Genomic DNA, 14,495 nt, shown 5'->3' with positions numbered 1-14,495 from the left:
TGGCGCGGCTGACGCATACTGCGGGCAATCAAGGAGACCGAACATGAGTACAACGCGACAGATAGCCCTGCTAAGAGGGATCAATGTCGGACGGGCGAAGCGTATCGCGATGGCGGACCTGCGCAAGGTGATGGCGGACCTGGGGTTCGGTGGCGTGCGTACTTTGCTCAACAGCGGCAACGTGGTGTTCGACTGCGCCGCGCGCGACGCGGCGCAGTCCGCCACCCGTATCGAAGAGGCGCTGGTGCTGAAGCTGGGCGTGGGTTCGCGCGTTACCGTGCTCGACGCGCACCAGCTGGACGAAGTGGTGCAGGACAACGGCCTGCGCGACATGGCGACGGACCCGAGCCGGCTGCTGGTGGCGATCCTCAGCAACCCGGCCGACCGCGCTCGCCTGGAACCGCTGTGCCACCAGCCGTGGCAGCCGGAAGCGTTCACGCTGGGGCGCTGGTCGGCCTATCTATGGTGTCCCGACGGCGTGCTGGCCAGCCGCGCCGCCGCCGCGATGGGCAACCTGCTGGGCGATGCCGTCACCACGCGCAACTGGAGTACGATCACCAAACTGCACGCGCTGGCCAACGACGCCGGCGCCTGACTTTTCGAGGAGGACGCATGGGCAGGGTAAGCGGGGAATTCGACGTGGCGATGGTGCCGCAACCGGTGGCGGAACCGAACGCCGCCACGGGCATCGGACGCATGACACTGGACAAGCGCTATCACGGTGCGCTGTCGGCCACGGGGCAGGGCGAGTTCCTGTCGTACCACGGCGCGGTATCGACATCGGCGGTCTACGTCGCCATCGAAAAGGTCGACGGCACGCTGGACGGCCGCCGTGGCAGTTTCGCACTGCAGCATGCGGGCGTCATGGGCGGCGAACATGCTGGGCTGCGCATCGTCGTCGCACCCGATTCCGGCACGGGCGAGCTGACGGGCCTGCGCGGCACGCTGGCCATCCGCATGGAGCAAGGCAAGCACTTCTACGACTTCGACTACGCCCTGGGCGAATAGCCCCGCCCGCCACGGCCCAGCTCGTGTCCCACCGCGGGGTCAGTCACCAGAACGGGACACAGGCTCGGCCGGAGTCGCCGTGCGGCCGGGCCGCGTCCACCTCGGCTGTTGCGGCCGCTTGGGGTAGACTGGGGCTTTACGTCAGAGCCGAGTGCCATGAAGTTCAAACTGTTACCGTTGCTGCTGGCCGGCGCACTGCTGTCCGGCTGCGCCGTCTACAAGAAGGATCCGCGCCAGCAGCCCGCCGCTTCCGGCGTCACGAAGGGCAACCCGCAAGTATTGCTGCTGGGCGAAGTGCACGACAACAAGGCGGGCCACCGCCAGCGCTACGAGGAACTGCGCCGGCGGGTGGAAGCCGGCTGGCGCCCCGCCATCGCGATGGAGCAGTTCGACCGCGAAGACCAGGATCTCTTGAACGCGGCGCAGAACGGCTGCATGGACGCGGGTTGCGTCATCCGCGTGATGGACCGCAAGGGCTGGGACTGGCAGCAGTACTACAACGTCATCCAGCTGGCGCTGGACCACAAGCTGCCGATCGTGGCCGTCAACCTGTCGCGCACGGCCGCGTCGAAGGTGGTGCGGGACGGCATCGCCTCCAGCTTCGATGCCAAGACGGTGGCCGAATACCGCCTGGGCGAACCGGTGTCGGCCGACTGGCGCAAGGCGCAGGAGCGGGAGATCCAGGCCGGACACTGCGACATGGTGCCCGCGATGATGCTGCCGGGGATGGTCGATGCGCAGATGGCGCGCGACATCTGGATGGCCAAGCTGATCCGTGACCAGCAGCCCCGCGACGTGGTGCTGATCGCCGGTAATGGCCACGTACGCAAGGACATCGGTGTGCCGCGCTGGCTGCGCACCGTCGGCGCCAAGCTGACCATCGAAACGATCGGCTACGTGGAGGGCGGCAGCGCCAGGGAGCAATTCGACGACGTGCGCACGATCCCGGCGGTCAAGCGGCCGGACCCCTGCGCCAAGTTCCGCAAGTAGGCGCGCCGGGACGGGCCCGGCGTGCCGTTCCCGTCAGCGCGGCAGTACGGTCAACCGCGGCGTATTGCCCTGTTGCGTTACCAGCACGACAGAACTGCCGGTCTTCAGCAGTGCCACCGGCGTGCCTGCGTAGGACTGCTGGCGCAGCGTTTGCAGCCTGGTGTCGTAGACCGTCACCGTCGTGCCGCCGCCGCCGTCCGGCCCTGTCGTGACGAGGGAACCGTCGCTGCGCCACTGCGCATCGATGAACGGCGTACCCAGCGCCTTGACCAGCTTCAGGTCGCCGGTCCCGAAGACGTAGCCGCTGCCGAGCGCCAGCCGGCCGTCACCCGACAGCCGCAGCGGTCCCGTCATCGTGAACTCGCCGTGATAGGGCGAATCGGCGCTCGCCGACAACGCACCCGTGGCCTGGTCGACCTGCTCGTACACGATGTCATTCGGCGACGAATCGTCACGCAGGTAATACAGGCGCGACTGGCTGGCGCTCCACTCGTAATGACGGGAGAAGTAGTTCCAGTCCCTGCTCGCCACCACGCGGCCGCCGCGATCCAGCACGTAATGCGTGGCCCAGGCGCCGCTGCCGTCCTGCGCCACCAGGTACTTGCCGGCCGCGGCGAGGCCCTCGACGGCTTGCGCCAGTGCCGTCAGCCGGGTTTCAGCGCTATCGCCCGTGACGTCGATGTATGTGATCGTGCCGGAGGCATAGCCAAGATACAGGCGCTGGTGGTCGCGCGAGTAAGCCATGACCTTCGCCGCGCCATGCCGGCCGACGGCAAGTGGCGCCAGGTAGGCACGGCGCAGCCGCGACCAGCGGTAGATGCGACCGTTCGCGTTGCTGAGCAGGTAGACGACGTCGATGCCGTCGCCGATGACCCGGTCGGGCACGAACGCCGGGGGCGCCTGGATGCAGATAAAGCCGTTGCCGTCCGCCTCCGCATGGCATGTCGCATCGAATGGGTAGAAGTCCTTGGCCAGTCCGGTCGGGCTGTCGGCGGCCGTGAAGCCTGCCAGGAACGCATCCGGATGGCCGTCGTTGTCGCTGTCCACGGCAGCGGTTCGATCGGACGGGAACTTGTCCGAGAGGTTCGGATAGCCATCGCCGTCGCTGTCATCGGACGAGGTATAGGCGATGAATTCGACCCGGTCGGCCAGTTGCGTGACGACGTAGGTGGCGCCGGCAGCCTGCACGAGGCCGAGCACCTGGCCCTGCAGCGGCAGCTCCTCCAGCTGCGCCAGCGCCGCGCTGTAGCGCACCAGCCGCGTCCTGCCGGCGGCCTGCGCCAGCACCAGCAGTTCGTCGTTGCCGATCCAGGCGGCGTCGGTCACCTCGACACCCACGTTGCCGCGCCACGTCAGGGCCGGGGCCTCGTAGACGTCGCCGGTGCCCAGCAGCACACGCGTGCCGGTCGCGTTGGCGCGAATCGGCCCGGCGATGTCGTAGGCGCCGTGGTAGGGCGTTTCGCCTTGCGCCGTGATCGCGCCGCTGGCCTGGTCGATCGTTTCGAACAACAGGTCGTTGGGCGACTGGCCGTCGCGGAAGTAGTACAACCGAGAGTGCGCCGGCGACCAGGCGAACTGGCTGGAATAGTCGCGCCATTCCTTGCTGTCGACACGGGCGCCGCGCCGGTCATACACATGATGGGTGCCCCAGGCCCCGCTGCTGTCCTGCACGACCAGGTAGTTGCCGGCGGCGGCCAGCGCCCCGACCCGGCCGGCCACGGTCGCGAACGCGCCGCTTTCCTCCCGCAGCGCCTCCGAATAGCCATGCACGCCCCCTTGGGTATCGCCGACATACAAACGGCCGTGCGCGGCGACGTAGGCATACGACGTCGCGCTGAAGCCCGCCAACTCGACGCGGCCGAGGAAATGCCCGGTCTTCACGTCATACCCGTACACGCGCGGCACGTCGCCTTCGGAACTGAAGAACACCTTGCCGTCCGCCTGGCCGACGATGCGCAGGCGGGTGCCCGCCATGGCGCGTACATGGCACACGCCGGCCGCGCCGTCCGTAGCGGCGCCGCACAGCGGGTCGGCGGGCGCGACGTCGTAGGCGTCGGCGGTGCCATCCTTGTCCGTGTCGACGAAGGGGACCGGCGGCACGGTGACGGGCGGCACGGTGACCGGCGGCGTTACGGCAGCCGGGCTGTCACCGCCACCGCCACCACACCCGACGACAAGTGCCGCCAGCAAGGCAGCCCCGAAAAGACGCAATCTGTTCTCTCTCATGTTTTTGGACATATTGATAGTTTTGGTAACTCATCATTCTAGAACAGTTGAGTTCAGTACAGTATGGATACGGTAGGGCATCGGAAAACGGTGCGCGCCGGTCGCGACGAAAAGGCCATAATGCCGCCAGGAGAAACAGCATGAGAAAACAGGAAAACCAGCAAGGATCGACGGACTACGACACGATGGACGTCCCGGGCGGGCGGCCCGTCAAGATGTGGACGCATGGTGTCCCGGTCGAGGCGGAAGCGAAGCAGCAGCTGGCCAATACGGCGAAGATGCCGTTCATCTACAAACACATTGCGGTGATGCCCGACGTCCACCTGGGCAAGGGCTCGACCATCGGCAGCGTCATCCCGACCCTGGGCGCCGTGATCCCGGCCGCCGTCGGGGTGGACATCGGTTGCGGCATGATGGCGGCGAAGACGACCTTGACGGCCAACGACCTGCCGGACAACCTGGGCCCGCTGCGCAGCGCTATCGAGAAAGCCATCCCGCATGGCCTGTCGCCCAGGACGCGCGGCTTCAAGGGGCGCGACGAGGGCTCGTGGCAGAATCCACCGTCGGCCGTGGATGCCGCGTGGATGCGGCTGAAGGACGACTTCGACGTTATCTGCGCCAAGACGCCCAAGCTGCGCCATACCAACAACTACAAGCACCTGGGCACCCTGGGCACGGGCAACCACTTCATCGAGGTTTGCCTGGACGAGGAGAACGCCGTGTGGCTGATGCTGCACTCCGGTTCGCGCGGCGTCGGCAACGCCATCGGCACGCACTTCATCGAACTGGCGCAGCAGGACATGCGCACGCACATCGCCAACCTGCCGGACCGCGACCTGGCCTACCTGAAGGAAGGCACGCAACACTACGACGATTACGTCGAAGCCGTCGACTGGGCCCAGCGCTTCGCGCGCATGAACCGGGAGGTCATGATGCAGCACCTGATCGGCGCCGTGCGCAGCGTGATCCGCAAGCCGTTCGAAACGCACGTGGAAGCCGTCAACTGTCACCACAACTATGTGCAGAAGGAGCGCCACTTCGGCCAGGACGTGCTGGTCACCCGCAAGGGCGCCGTGTCGGCGAAGACGGGAGAGCTGGGCATCATTCCCGGATCGATGGGCGCGCGCAGCTATATCGTGCGCGGCAAGGGCAACGAGGAAAGCTTCACCAGCTGCAGCCACGGCGCTGGCCGCACGATGAGCCGCAGCGAGGCCAAGCGGCGCTTCACCCGTGAGGACCAGGTCAAGGCCACGGTGGGCGTCGAATGCCGCAAGGACGAAGGCGTGGTGGACGAGATCCCGATGGCCTACAAGGATATCGACGCGGTGATGCACGCGCAGCGCGACCTGGTCGAGGTCGTGCACACGCTCAAGCAGGTCGTGTGCGTGAAGGGCTGACGGTGGAACCGGTGCCCACGATCGAGTTGGACGGCTCCTCGGGCGAGGGCGGCGGCCAGATCCTGCGCTCCGCGTTGACGCTGTCGATGATCACGGGGCTGCCGTTCCGTATCCGCCATATCCGCGCGAACCGGCCCAAGCCGGGCCTGATGCGCCAGCACCTGATGGCCGTGCGCGCGGCCGCCGCCGTGTGCAGTGCCGACATGACCCACGCGGAAGTCGGCTCGACCGAACTGATGTTCATGCCGCGCGCCATCCGGGGCGGCGTGTACGAATTCGCCATCGGCACGGCCGGCAGCGCGACGCTGGTGCTGCAGACGTTGCTGCCGGCCCTGCTGTATGCCGACGTGCCATCCGTGGTGCGCATCAGCGGCGGCACCCACAATCCCAAGGCGCCACCCGCGCACTTCATCGAGCGCGCCTACCTGCGCCTGCTGCAAGCGATGGGAGCACAGGTCGAGTTCGAGCTGAAGCGCTTCGGTTTCTATCCCAACGGCGGCGGTGAGTTGTGCGCCGCGGTCTGGCCCTGTCCTGGCCTGCGCCAGCTGGAGCTGGTCGAACGGGGCGCGTTGCGCGCCGCCGGAGCGGAAGCGTACGTGGCGGCGCTGCCGCTGGCGGTCGCGCAGCGTGAGCTCGACTGCGTGCGCGCCGAACTGGGATGGGACGACGCCGTCCTGCGGGCGCATCCGCTGTCGAACGACCAGGGCCCCGGCAATGCCTTGCTGCTCACGCTGGAGAGCGAACACGTGACGGAGGTGTTCTCTGCCGTCGGCGAGAAGCGGGTTCGTGCAGAAGCGGTGGCGGGCGGCGCGGTGCTGGAGGCGCAGCGTTACATGGCTTCCGGCGCGGTGGTGGGCGAGCACCTGGGCGACCAGCTGATGCTGCCGCTGGCGCTGGCCGGCGGCGGGCGATACACGATCGACCACGTCTCGGCGCACGCCATCACGAACGCGGAGGTGATCGCGCAGTTCCTGCCCGTGTCGGTCACATTCGAGGCGGGCGAACGGCGCAGCCTCTGCACCATCGCCCGCGTGGCGCAATAAGCGGTTAGAACAAGTACTGTGCGCTGAAGCCGGCCTGCCAGTTGCGGCCCGGCGCCGCCTCGTAATAGCGCTTGTTCGTGTCGCCGACGATCACGGAGCCGACGTAGGTCCGGTCCAGCAGGTTGCCCAGCCGGACAAACTCGCGCAAGCGCCAGCCGTCGACCGGTTGCTGCGCCTGCAGGCGCAGGTTCAGCACGCCATAGCCGGGTGCCGGTTGTTCGCGATTGGTGTCCTCCGCGTAGACCCGGCCGCTGGCCAGCATTTCGAGCGCGGCGCCGTAGCGGTCCGCGCTGTCTTTCCACGCCAGCTCGGCATAGGCGGTGACGCGTGCCACGCCGGGGATGCGATTGCCCTCGGTGACGTTGCCGAACGCCTCGTCGTAGATCGCGCGCAGCCCCGTTAGTGCCGCGTGGGCGGACAAGCCCTGGGCCCACGTCGTGTCGAACGACAGCTCGACACCCTGGCGCAGCGTGCGGCCGGCGTTGCGGTAGCTGGTGCGGCCGCCACCGGCGGTGTCCACCACCAGCTCGTCGCGCGTGCGCACCTGGAACAGCGCCACGTCGGCGCGGGTTGATTCGGCCAGGCGCAGCTTGGCGCCGGCTTCCACGTGCGTGCTGCGGGCCGGCCGCAGGCCGAAGTTGAAACCGCCACCGCTGCCGGAGTAGAAGGACTCGTTCAATGTGGGCGTCTCGAAGCCGCGTGCCGCGCTGGCATAGATGCTGAGCGCCGGCGTCACCTTGTACAAGGCGCCCAGCACCGGTGTCGTGCGCGTGAATGTCATCGCGCCGCTGTCGTTGCCGTTGGCGAGGAAGCGGTCCTCGACGTCTACCTTCACGCGGCTGTGGCGCAACCCGCCCGTCAGGCGCCACGGGCCGGCCTGCCATTCGCTCTGTATATAGGGATCGACGTTCGAGACGACATCCTTCTCGTCGCGCCGCAATGCGCCCCGCACGCCCAGCTGGTTGCCGACGAAGTTTTCAAAACCCTTGCGGTCGTCCTGGGAGCGGTCGTAGTCGACGCCGACGGTCGTGCGCAGCACGCCCGTGTCGAAGCGGCTCACGTCGCGCCAGTTGATGGCGGCGCCATGGAAGGCGCGGTCGAAGTCGATCACGCCGCCCGAATGCGAGGCCGGCGCCTGGAAAACCCTGGAGAAGGCCTGGTACTGCACCACTTCGCGATTGCCGCCGTAGAGCATCAGGTGCAGGCGGTTCTCGCCGAAATGAATGTCGTAGCTGGCACCGGCCTGCTGGTGGTCGATGCTCTTGCGGGTGTCGTAGCGTTGCGCGAACGTGCGGCGCGGCGTGGCCGTATCGTTCGGATCGATCTCACCCGCACGGGGATCGCGCTGGAACGTGGACCACTGCACGCCCAGCGGGTCCTGGCTGTCGTCCTGGCGCAGGGCGCTGGCCACGACCGTCAGCCTGCTGCGCTGGTCCGGCTCGAAGGTCAGCTTGGCGAACGCCTGGTCGCGCCGGGCGGCACTGTGGTCGCGATAGCCGTCCGTATCGAAACGCGAAGCATCGAGGACGTAGCCCATCGTGCCGCTCCTGCCCTGCGCGCTGAAGTCGGCCTTGCGGGTGCCGTCGCTGCCGCCCATGACGGACATCTCGACGGATGGCGGCGCCTTGCCGTCCTGTGTGAACAGCTGCACCACGCCACCCGAGTGGTTGCCGTACAGCGCCGAGAACGGTCCGCGCAGCACTTCGATGCGCTGCGCGCGATCGAGGTTGAAGGTGGCGGCCTGGCCTTGGCCGTCCGGCATCGTGGCCGGAATGCCGTCCGCGATCAGCCTCACCCCGCGTACCCCGAAGGCGGAGCGGGCGCCGAAGCCGCGCGACGAGATTTGCAGGTCCTGCGCGTAGTTATGCCGGTTCTGCACGACGAGGCCGGGGACCGCAACGAGGGCCTCGGACGCGTTGACGCGCAACTGGCCGTCGCGGATGCGGGCGGCGTCCACGACGTCGATTGCCGCCGGGATATCCTGGCTGTTGTGTTCGATACGGCTGGCGGTAATGACGACGACGTCGCTGGATGTTTCGGCCGTGTGGCCGGAAAGCGGGAAGGCGGCGGCGACTGCGGCGGCGAGGGAGAGCAAGGGGAATCGTGGCATTGGAGACGGGTCAGTGGATCATTTGCCAACGAATATAACCCGGCAAAGAAAAGTGCGCCGCCCCCCTTGCGGGAGCTCTGCCGGCTTGCTATAGTTCTGTCCCTGCCGCAGCGTAGTAGTGAAAACGAAACGATGCGACAGTGGTGAAAGCGCCTCCGGCGCCGACATCGAAGGGGTTGACGAGCTGCACGAAACACAGCATAATCTCATCTCTCTGCTGCTGACAAACACAACGCTTTGTCGCCGAACGCAGCAAACGCCTGAGGGCAGAATTCTTTAACAATCAACAGTCGATAAGTGTGGGCGTTTGATGTGAGTGTGCCCGGGGCTTCGGTCCCGATACTCAAAATATATAGCATCAAACGCTTACACAAGTAATTAAACGTGACCTCGCAAGAGGAACGTCAGATTCTTGAGTGAGTGACCATGTCAGCAATGACATAAAACAGAGATTGAACTGAAGAGTTTGATCCTGGCTCAGATTGAACGCTGGCGGCATGCTTTACACATGCAAGTCGAACGGTAACAGGGAGCTTGCTCCGCTGACGAGTGGCGAACGGGTGAGTAATATATCGGAACGTACCCAAGAGTGGGGGATAACGTAGCGAAAGTTACGCTAATACCGCATACGATCTATGGATGAAAGCAGGGGACCGCAAGGCCTTGTGCTCCTGGAGCGGCCGATATCTGATTAGCTAGTTGGTGAGGTAAAGGCTCACCAAGGCGACGATCAGTAGCTGGTCTGAGAGGACGACCAGCCACACTGGAACTGAGACACGGTCCAGACTCCTACGGGAGGCAGCAGTGGGGAATTTTGGACAATGGGCGCAAGCCTGATCCAGCAATGCCGCGTGAGTGAAGAAGGCCTTCGGGTTGTAAAGCTCTTTTGTCAGGGAAGAAACGGGTGTGGCTAATATCTGCATCTAATGACGGTACCTGAAGAATAAGCACCGGCTAACTACGTGCCAGCAGCCGCGGTAATACGTAGGGTGCAAGCGTTAATCGGAATTACTGGGCGTAAAGCGTGCGCAGGCGGTTTTGTAAGTCTGTCGTGAAATCCCCGGGCTTAACCTGGGAATGGCGATGGAGACTGCAAGGCTAGAGTTTGGCAGAGGGGGGTAGAATTCCACGTGTAGCAGTGAAATGCGTAGAGATGTGGAGGAACACCGATGGCGAAGGCAGCCCCCTGGGTCAAAACTGACGCTCATGCACGAAAGCGTGGGGAGCAAACAGGATTAGATACCCTGGTAGTCCACGCCCTAAACGATGTCTACTAGTTGTCGGGTCTTAATTGACTTGGTAACGCAGCTAACGCGTGAAGTAGACCGCCTGGGGAGTACGGTCGCAAGATTAAAACTCAAAGGAATTGACGGGGACCCGCACAAGCGGTGGATGATGTGGATTAATTCGATGCAACGCGAAAAACCTTACCTACCCTTGACATGGCAGGAATCCTCGAGAGATCGGGGAGTGCTCGAAAGAGAACCTGCACACAGGTGCTGCATGGCTGTCGTCAGCTCGTGTCGTGAGATGTTGGGTTAAGTCCCGCAACGAGCGCAACCCTTGTCATTAGTTGCTACGAAAGGGCACTCTAATGAGACTGCCGGTGACAAACCGGAGGAAGGTGGGGATGACGTCAAGTCCTCATGGCCCTTATGGGTAGGGCTTCACACGTCATACAATGGTACATACAGAGGGCCGCCAACCCGCGAGGGGGAGCTAATCCCAGAAAGTGTATCGTAGTCCGGATTGTAGTCTGCAACTCGACTGCATGAAGTTGGAATCGCTAGTAATCGCGGATCAGCATGTCGCGGTGAATACGTTCCCGGGTCTTGTACACACCGCCCGTCACACCATGGGAGCGGGTTTTACCAGAAGTAGGTAGCTTAACCGTAAGGAGGGCGCTTACCACGGTAGGATTCGTGACTGGGGTGAAGTCGTAACAAGGTAGCCGTATCGGAAGGTGCGGCTGGATCACCTCCTTTCTAGAGTTGGCACGGATCGCAAGGTCGTGCATCAAACGCTCACACTTATCGACTGTCGAATGAAGAAGAAACAGTAGCACCGCTGGTATATGGTATCAACTAAGCGGGTCTGTAGCTCAGCTGGTTAGAGCACCGTGTTGATAACGCGGGGGTCGTTGGTTCGAGCCCAACCAGACCCACCATCGTATCGCACCCCATGGGGGATTAGCTCAGCTGGGAGAGCACCTGCTTTGCAAGCAGGGGGTCGTCGGTTCGATCCCGTCATCCTCCACCAAAAGTTTAAACGTAAGTTCCGAAATTTACGTTTAGTCTTTTAGAGACTACTGCTGTTTCGCTCTTTAACAATCTGGAAGAAGTAAAGTTTTATTAAGCGTGCGAGAGATCGCACACTTAGGGTAGTAGTAAAACTCATCAAACACAGTAGTAAATGCTTGAACCGATAGCCGTCAAGGTTATAGGGACAAGTGAATAAGTGCACATGGTGGATGCCTTGGCGATTACAGGCGACGAAGGACGTAGTAGTCTGCGATAAGCTACGGGGAGCTGACAAACGAGCTTTGATCCGTAGATTTCCGAATGGGGAAACCCACCCTTTTAGGGTATCACTCACTGAATACATAGGTGTGTGAGGCGAACGCGGCGAACTGAAACATCTAAGTAGCTGCAGGAAAATAAATCAACCGAGATTCCCAAAGTAGTGGCGAGCGAAATGGGAAGAGCCTGTACGTGATAGTCGGACTGATAGTGGAAGCTTCTGGAAATAGGCGCCATAGCGGGTGATAGCCCCGTACACGAAATCAGACCGGTGGTACTAAGCGTACGACAAGTAGGGCGGGACACGAGAAATCCTGTCTGAATATGGGGGGACCATCCTCCAAGGCTAAATACTCGTAATCGACCGATAGTGAACCAGTACCGTGAGGGAAAGGCGAAAAGAACCCCGGGAGGGGAGTGAAATAGATCCTGAAACCGTGTGCATACAAACAGTCGGAGCGGACTTGTTCCGTGACGGCGTACCTTTTGTATAATGGGTCAGCGACTTACATTCAGTAGCGAGGTTAACCATATAGGGGAGCCGCAGAGAAATCGAGTCCGAACAGGGCGCTAGTTGCTGGGTGTAGACCCGAAACCAAGTGATCTACCCATGGCCAGGTTGAAGGTGCGGTAACACGCACTGGAGGACCGAACCCACTAATGTTGAAAAATTAGGGGATGAGCTGTGGGTAGGGGTGAAAGGCTAAACAAACTTGGAAATAGCTGGTTCTCTCCGAAAACTATTTAGGTAGTGCCTCAAGTATCACCATCGGGGGTAGAGCACTGTTATGGCTAGGGGGTCATCGCGACTTACCAAACCATTGCAAACTCCGAATACCGATGAGTGCGAGCTTGGGAGACAGACGTCGGGTGCTAACGTCCGGCGTCAAGAGGGAAACAACCCAGACCGCCAGCTAAGGTCCCAAAGATTGGCTAAGTGGAAAACGAAGTGGGAAGGCTAAAACAGTCAGGATGTTGGCTTAGAAGCAGCCATCATTTAAAGAAAGCGTAATAGCTCACTGATCGAGTCGTCCTGCGCGGAAGATGTAACGGGGCTAAGCCAGTCACCGAAGCTGCGGATATGCGTAAGCATATGGTAGGAGAGCGTTCTGTAAGCCTGCGAAGGTGTCTTGTAAAGGATGCTGGAGGTATCAGAAGTGCGAATGCTGACATGAGTAGCGATAATGCGGGTGAAAAGCCCGCACGCCGTAAGCCCAAGGTTTCCTGTTCAACGTTCATCGGAGCAGGGTGAGTCGGCCCCTAAGGCGAGGCAGAGATGCGTAGCTGATGGGAAGCAGGTTAATATTCCTGCACCGTCGTATGATGCGATGGGGGGACGGATCGCGGAAGGTTGTCTGACTGTTGGAATAGTCAGTTTCTGGTTCATAGAAGGTGCTTAGGCAAATCCGGGCACGTAATTCAAGGGATCGGGACGAGCGAACTTGTTCGCGAAGCAATCGGAAGTGGTTCCAAGAAAAGCCTCTAAGCTTCAGTCATACGAGACCGTACCGCAAACCGACACAGGTGGGCGAGATGAGTATTCTAAGGCGCTTGAGAGAACTCGGGAGAAGGAACTCGGCAAATTGGTACCGTAACTTCGGGAAAAGGTACGCCCCGGTAGCTTGGTCACTTTACTGTGATAGGGCGAAAGGGTTGCAATAAACTGGTGGCTGCGACTGTTTAATAAAAACACAGCACTCTGCAAACACGAAAGTGGACGTATAGGGTGTGACGCCTGCCCGGTGCTGGAAGATTAAATGATGGGGTGCAAGCTCTTGATTGAAGTCCCAGTAAACGGCGGCCGTAACTATAACGGTCCTAAGGTAGCGAAATTCCTTGTCGGGTAAGTTCCGACCTGCACGAATGGCGTAACGATGGCCACACTGTCTCCTCCCGAGACTCAGCGAAGTTGAAGTGTTTGTGATGATGCAATCTACCCGCGGCTAGACGGAAAGACCCCATGAACCTTTACTGTAGCTTTGCATTGGACTTTGAACCAATCTGTGTAGGATAGGTGGGAGGCTTTGAAGCGGGGACGCCAGTTCTCGTGGAGCCAACCTTGAAATACCACCCTGGTTTGTTTGAGGTTCTAACCTTGGTCCGTGATCCGGATCGGGGACAGTGCATGGTAGGCAGTTTGACTGGGGCGGTCTCCTCCTAAAGTGTAACGGAGGAGTTCGAAGGTACGCTAGGTACGGTCGGACATCGTGCTAATAGTGCAATGGCATAAGCGTGCTTAACTGCGAGACCGACAAGTCGAGCAGGTACGAAAGTAGGACATAGTGATCCGGTGGTTCTGTATGGAAGGGCCATCGCTCAACGGATAAAAGGTACTCTGGGGATAACAGGCTGATTCCTCCCAAGAGTTCATATCGACGGGGGAGTTTGGCACCTCGATGTCGGCTCATCACATCCTGGGGCTGTAGCCGGTCCCAAGGGTATGGCTGTTCGCCATTTAAAGTGGTACGTGAGCTGGGTTTAAAACGTCGTGAGACAGTTTGGTCCCTATCTGCCGTGGGCGTTGGAAATTTGAAGGGGGCTGCTCCTAGTACGAGAGGACCGGAGTGGACGAACCTCTGGTGTACCGGTTGTCACGCCAGTGGCATTGCCGGGTAGCTAAGTTCGGAAGAGATAACCGCTGAAAGCATCTAAGCGGGAAACTTGCCTTAAGATGAGATTTCCCGGAGCCTTGAGCTCCTTGAAGGGTCGTTCGAGACCAGGACGTTGATAGGTCAGGTGTGGAAGTGCAGTAATGCATTAAGCTAACTGATACTAATTGCCCGTACGGCTTGTCCCTATAACCTTGACGGTTACAGAGCATTTGCCTGTGTTTGAGATTTACGAGAACTACCCAACCTTACTTCTTCCAGATTAGTAGTCGCGTTGCCCTGTCGGGAACGAGACTACGTACAAGTCATGCCTGATGACCATAGCAAGTCGGCCCCACCCCTTCCCATCCCGAACAGGACCGTGAAACGACTTTGCGCCGATGATAGTGCTGCAACCAGTGTGAAAGTAGGTTATCGTCAGGCTGTTATACCGAGAAAAGCCCACCAGTGATCTGGTGGGCTTTTTTCATTTGCAGAGCATTTTCGACCCTGATGAAAACCAGGGTCGGTCCCCGGTGGGGACAGACCCTCAGCCCGCGGCACTGGCGGGCCTTGCTCGGTTCCGCGACCGCCGCTTCAGGCTTGGGGTCTGT

General features: G+C 61.5%; 7 protein-coding genes, 2 tRNA genes and 3 rRNA genes. 10 read left to right on the top strand and 2 right to left on the bottom strand.

The window, feature by feature from the left end; genetic code table 11:
- Positions 1 to 43 precede the first annotated feature (43 nt).
- The 3 genes from PX653_RS16985 to PX653_RS16975 all read left to right on the top strand — a co-directional run bounded on the left by PX653_RS16985 (position 44) and on the right by PX653_RS16975 (position 1,998).
- Complete coding sequence (locus tag PX653_RS16985) at positions 44 to 595, top strand: DUF1697 domain-containing protein (RefSeq protein WP_277413940.1); 552 nt, start codon at positions 44 to 46, stop codon at positions 593 to 595.
- Positions 596 to 612: 17 nt separating this feature from the next.
- Positions 613 to 1,008: a DUF3224 domain-containing protein gene (locus PX653_RS16980; RefSeq protein ID WP_277413939.1), complete on the top strand. Its 396-nt coding sequence runs from the start codon at positions 613 to 615 to the stop codon at positions 1,006 to 1,008.
- 156 nt (positions 1,009 to 1,164) lie between these two features.
- Positions 1,165 to 1,998: a ChaN family lipoprotein gene (locus PX653_RS16975; protein ID WP_277413938.1), complete on the top strand. Its 834-nt coding sequence runs from the start codon at positions 1,165 to 1,167 to the stop codon at positions 1,996 to 1,998.
- Positions 1,999 to 2,031: 33 nt separating this feature from the next.
- Here the strand turns inward: PX653_RS16975 and PX653_RS16970 are convergent, their stop codons facing one another.
- A complete protein-coding gene (locus tag PX653_RS16970) occupies positions 2,032 to 4,188 on the bottom strand; it encodes a hypothetical protein (protein WP_277413937.1) in 2,157 nt (718 codons plus the stop codon).
- A gap of 176 nt (positions 4,189 to 4,364) precedes the next feature.
- Between PX653_RS16970 and PX653_RS16965 the strand changes: the two genes are divergently transcribed.
- Both PX653_RS16965 and rtcA read left to right on the top strand, forming a co-directional pair.
- Positions 4,365 to 5,621: an RtcB family protein gene (locus PX653_RS16965; RefSeq protein WP_277413936.1), complete on the top strand. Its 1,257-nt coding sequence runs from the start codon at positions 4,365 to 4,367 to the stop codon at positions 5,619 to 5,621.
- Positions 5,606 to 6,664, top strand: a complete 1,059-nt coding sequence (rtcA, locus tag PX653_RS16960; RefSeq protein ID WP_277413935.1) for an RNA 3'-terminal phosphate cyclase — start codon at positions 5,606 to 5,608, stop codon at positions 6,662 to 6,664. The genes PX653_RS16965 and rtcA overlap by 16 nt, the downstream gene beginning before the upstream one ends.
- A gap of 4 nt (positions 6,665 to 6,668) precedes the next feature.
- Here rtcA and PX653_RS16955 read toward each other — a convergent pair whose 3' ends face one another.
- Complete coding sequence (locus tag PX653_RS16955) at positions 6,669 to 8,759, bottom strand: TonB-dependent receptor family protein (protein WP_307730752.1); 2,091 nt, start codon at positions 8,757 to 8,759, stop codon at positions 6,669 to 6,671.
- A 469-nt stretch (positions 8,760 to 9,228) separates the two neighbouring features.
- On the opposite strand from PX653_RS16955, the gene PX653_RS16950 reads away from it, so the two are divergent.
- From PX653_RS16950 to rrf, 5 genes are all read left to right on the top strand, one after another.
- Positions 9,229 to 10,759 (top strand): 16S ribosomal RNA (locus PX653_RS16950).
- 105 nt (positions 10,760 to 10,864) lie between these two features.
- Positions 10,865 to 10,941: transfer RNA gene (locus PX653_RS16945), tRNA-Ile, on the top strand.
- Positions 10,942 to 10,957: 16 nt separating this feature from the next.
- Positions 10,958 to 11,033 (top strand) — tRNA-Ala (locus PX653_RS16940).
- A 184-nt stretch (positions 11,034 to 11,217) separates the two neighbouring features.
- Positions 11,218 to 14,090 (top strand): 23S ribosomal RNA (locus tag PX653_RS16935).
- A gap of 122 nt (positions 14,091 to 14,212) precedes the next feature.
- A 5S ribosomal RNA gene (gene rrf, locus PX653_RS16930) occupies positions 14,213 to 14,325 on the top strand.
- Together the 16S, 23S and 5S rRNA genes with 2 tRNA genes alongside form the textbook arrangement of a ribosomal RNA operon.
- Positions 14,326 to 14,495: the final 170 nt, after the last annotated feature.

The sequence above is a fragment of the Pseudoduganella chitinolytica genome (assembly GCF_029028125.1).
Classification (GTDB): domain Bacteria; phylum Pseudomonadota; class Gammaproteobacteria; order Burkholderiales; family Burkholderiaceae_D; genus Rugamonas; species Rugamonas chitinolytica.
This window is presented reverse-complemented; position numbering and strand designations above follow the sequence as displayed.

Coding starts and splice junctions, on each gene's coding strand:
- PX653_RS16985 (WP_277413940.1), top strand. CDS start 44: ATGAGTACAACGCGACAGATAGCCCTGCTAAGAGGGATCAATGTCGGA.
- PX653_RS16980 (WP_277413939.1), top strand. CDS start 613: ATGGGCAGGGTAAGCGGGGAATTCGACGTGGCGATGGTGCCGCAACCG.
- PX653_RS16975 (WP_277413938.1), top strand. CDS start 1,165: ATGAAGTTCAAACTGTTACCGTTGCTGCTGGCCGGCGCACTGCTGTCC.
- PX653_RS16965 (WP_277413936.1), top strand. CDS start 4,365: ATGAGAAAACAGGAAAACCAGCAAGGATCGACGGACTACGACACGATG.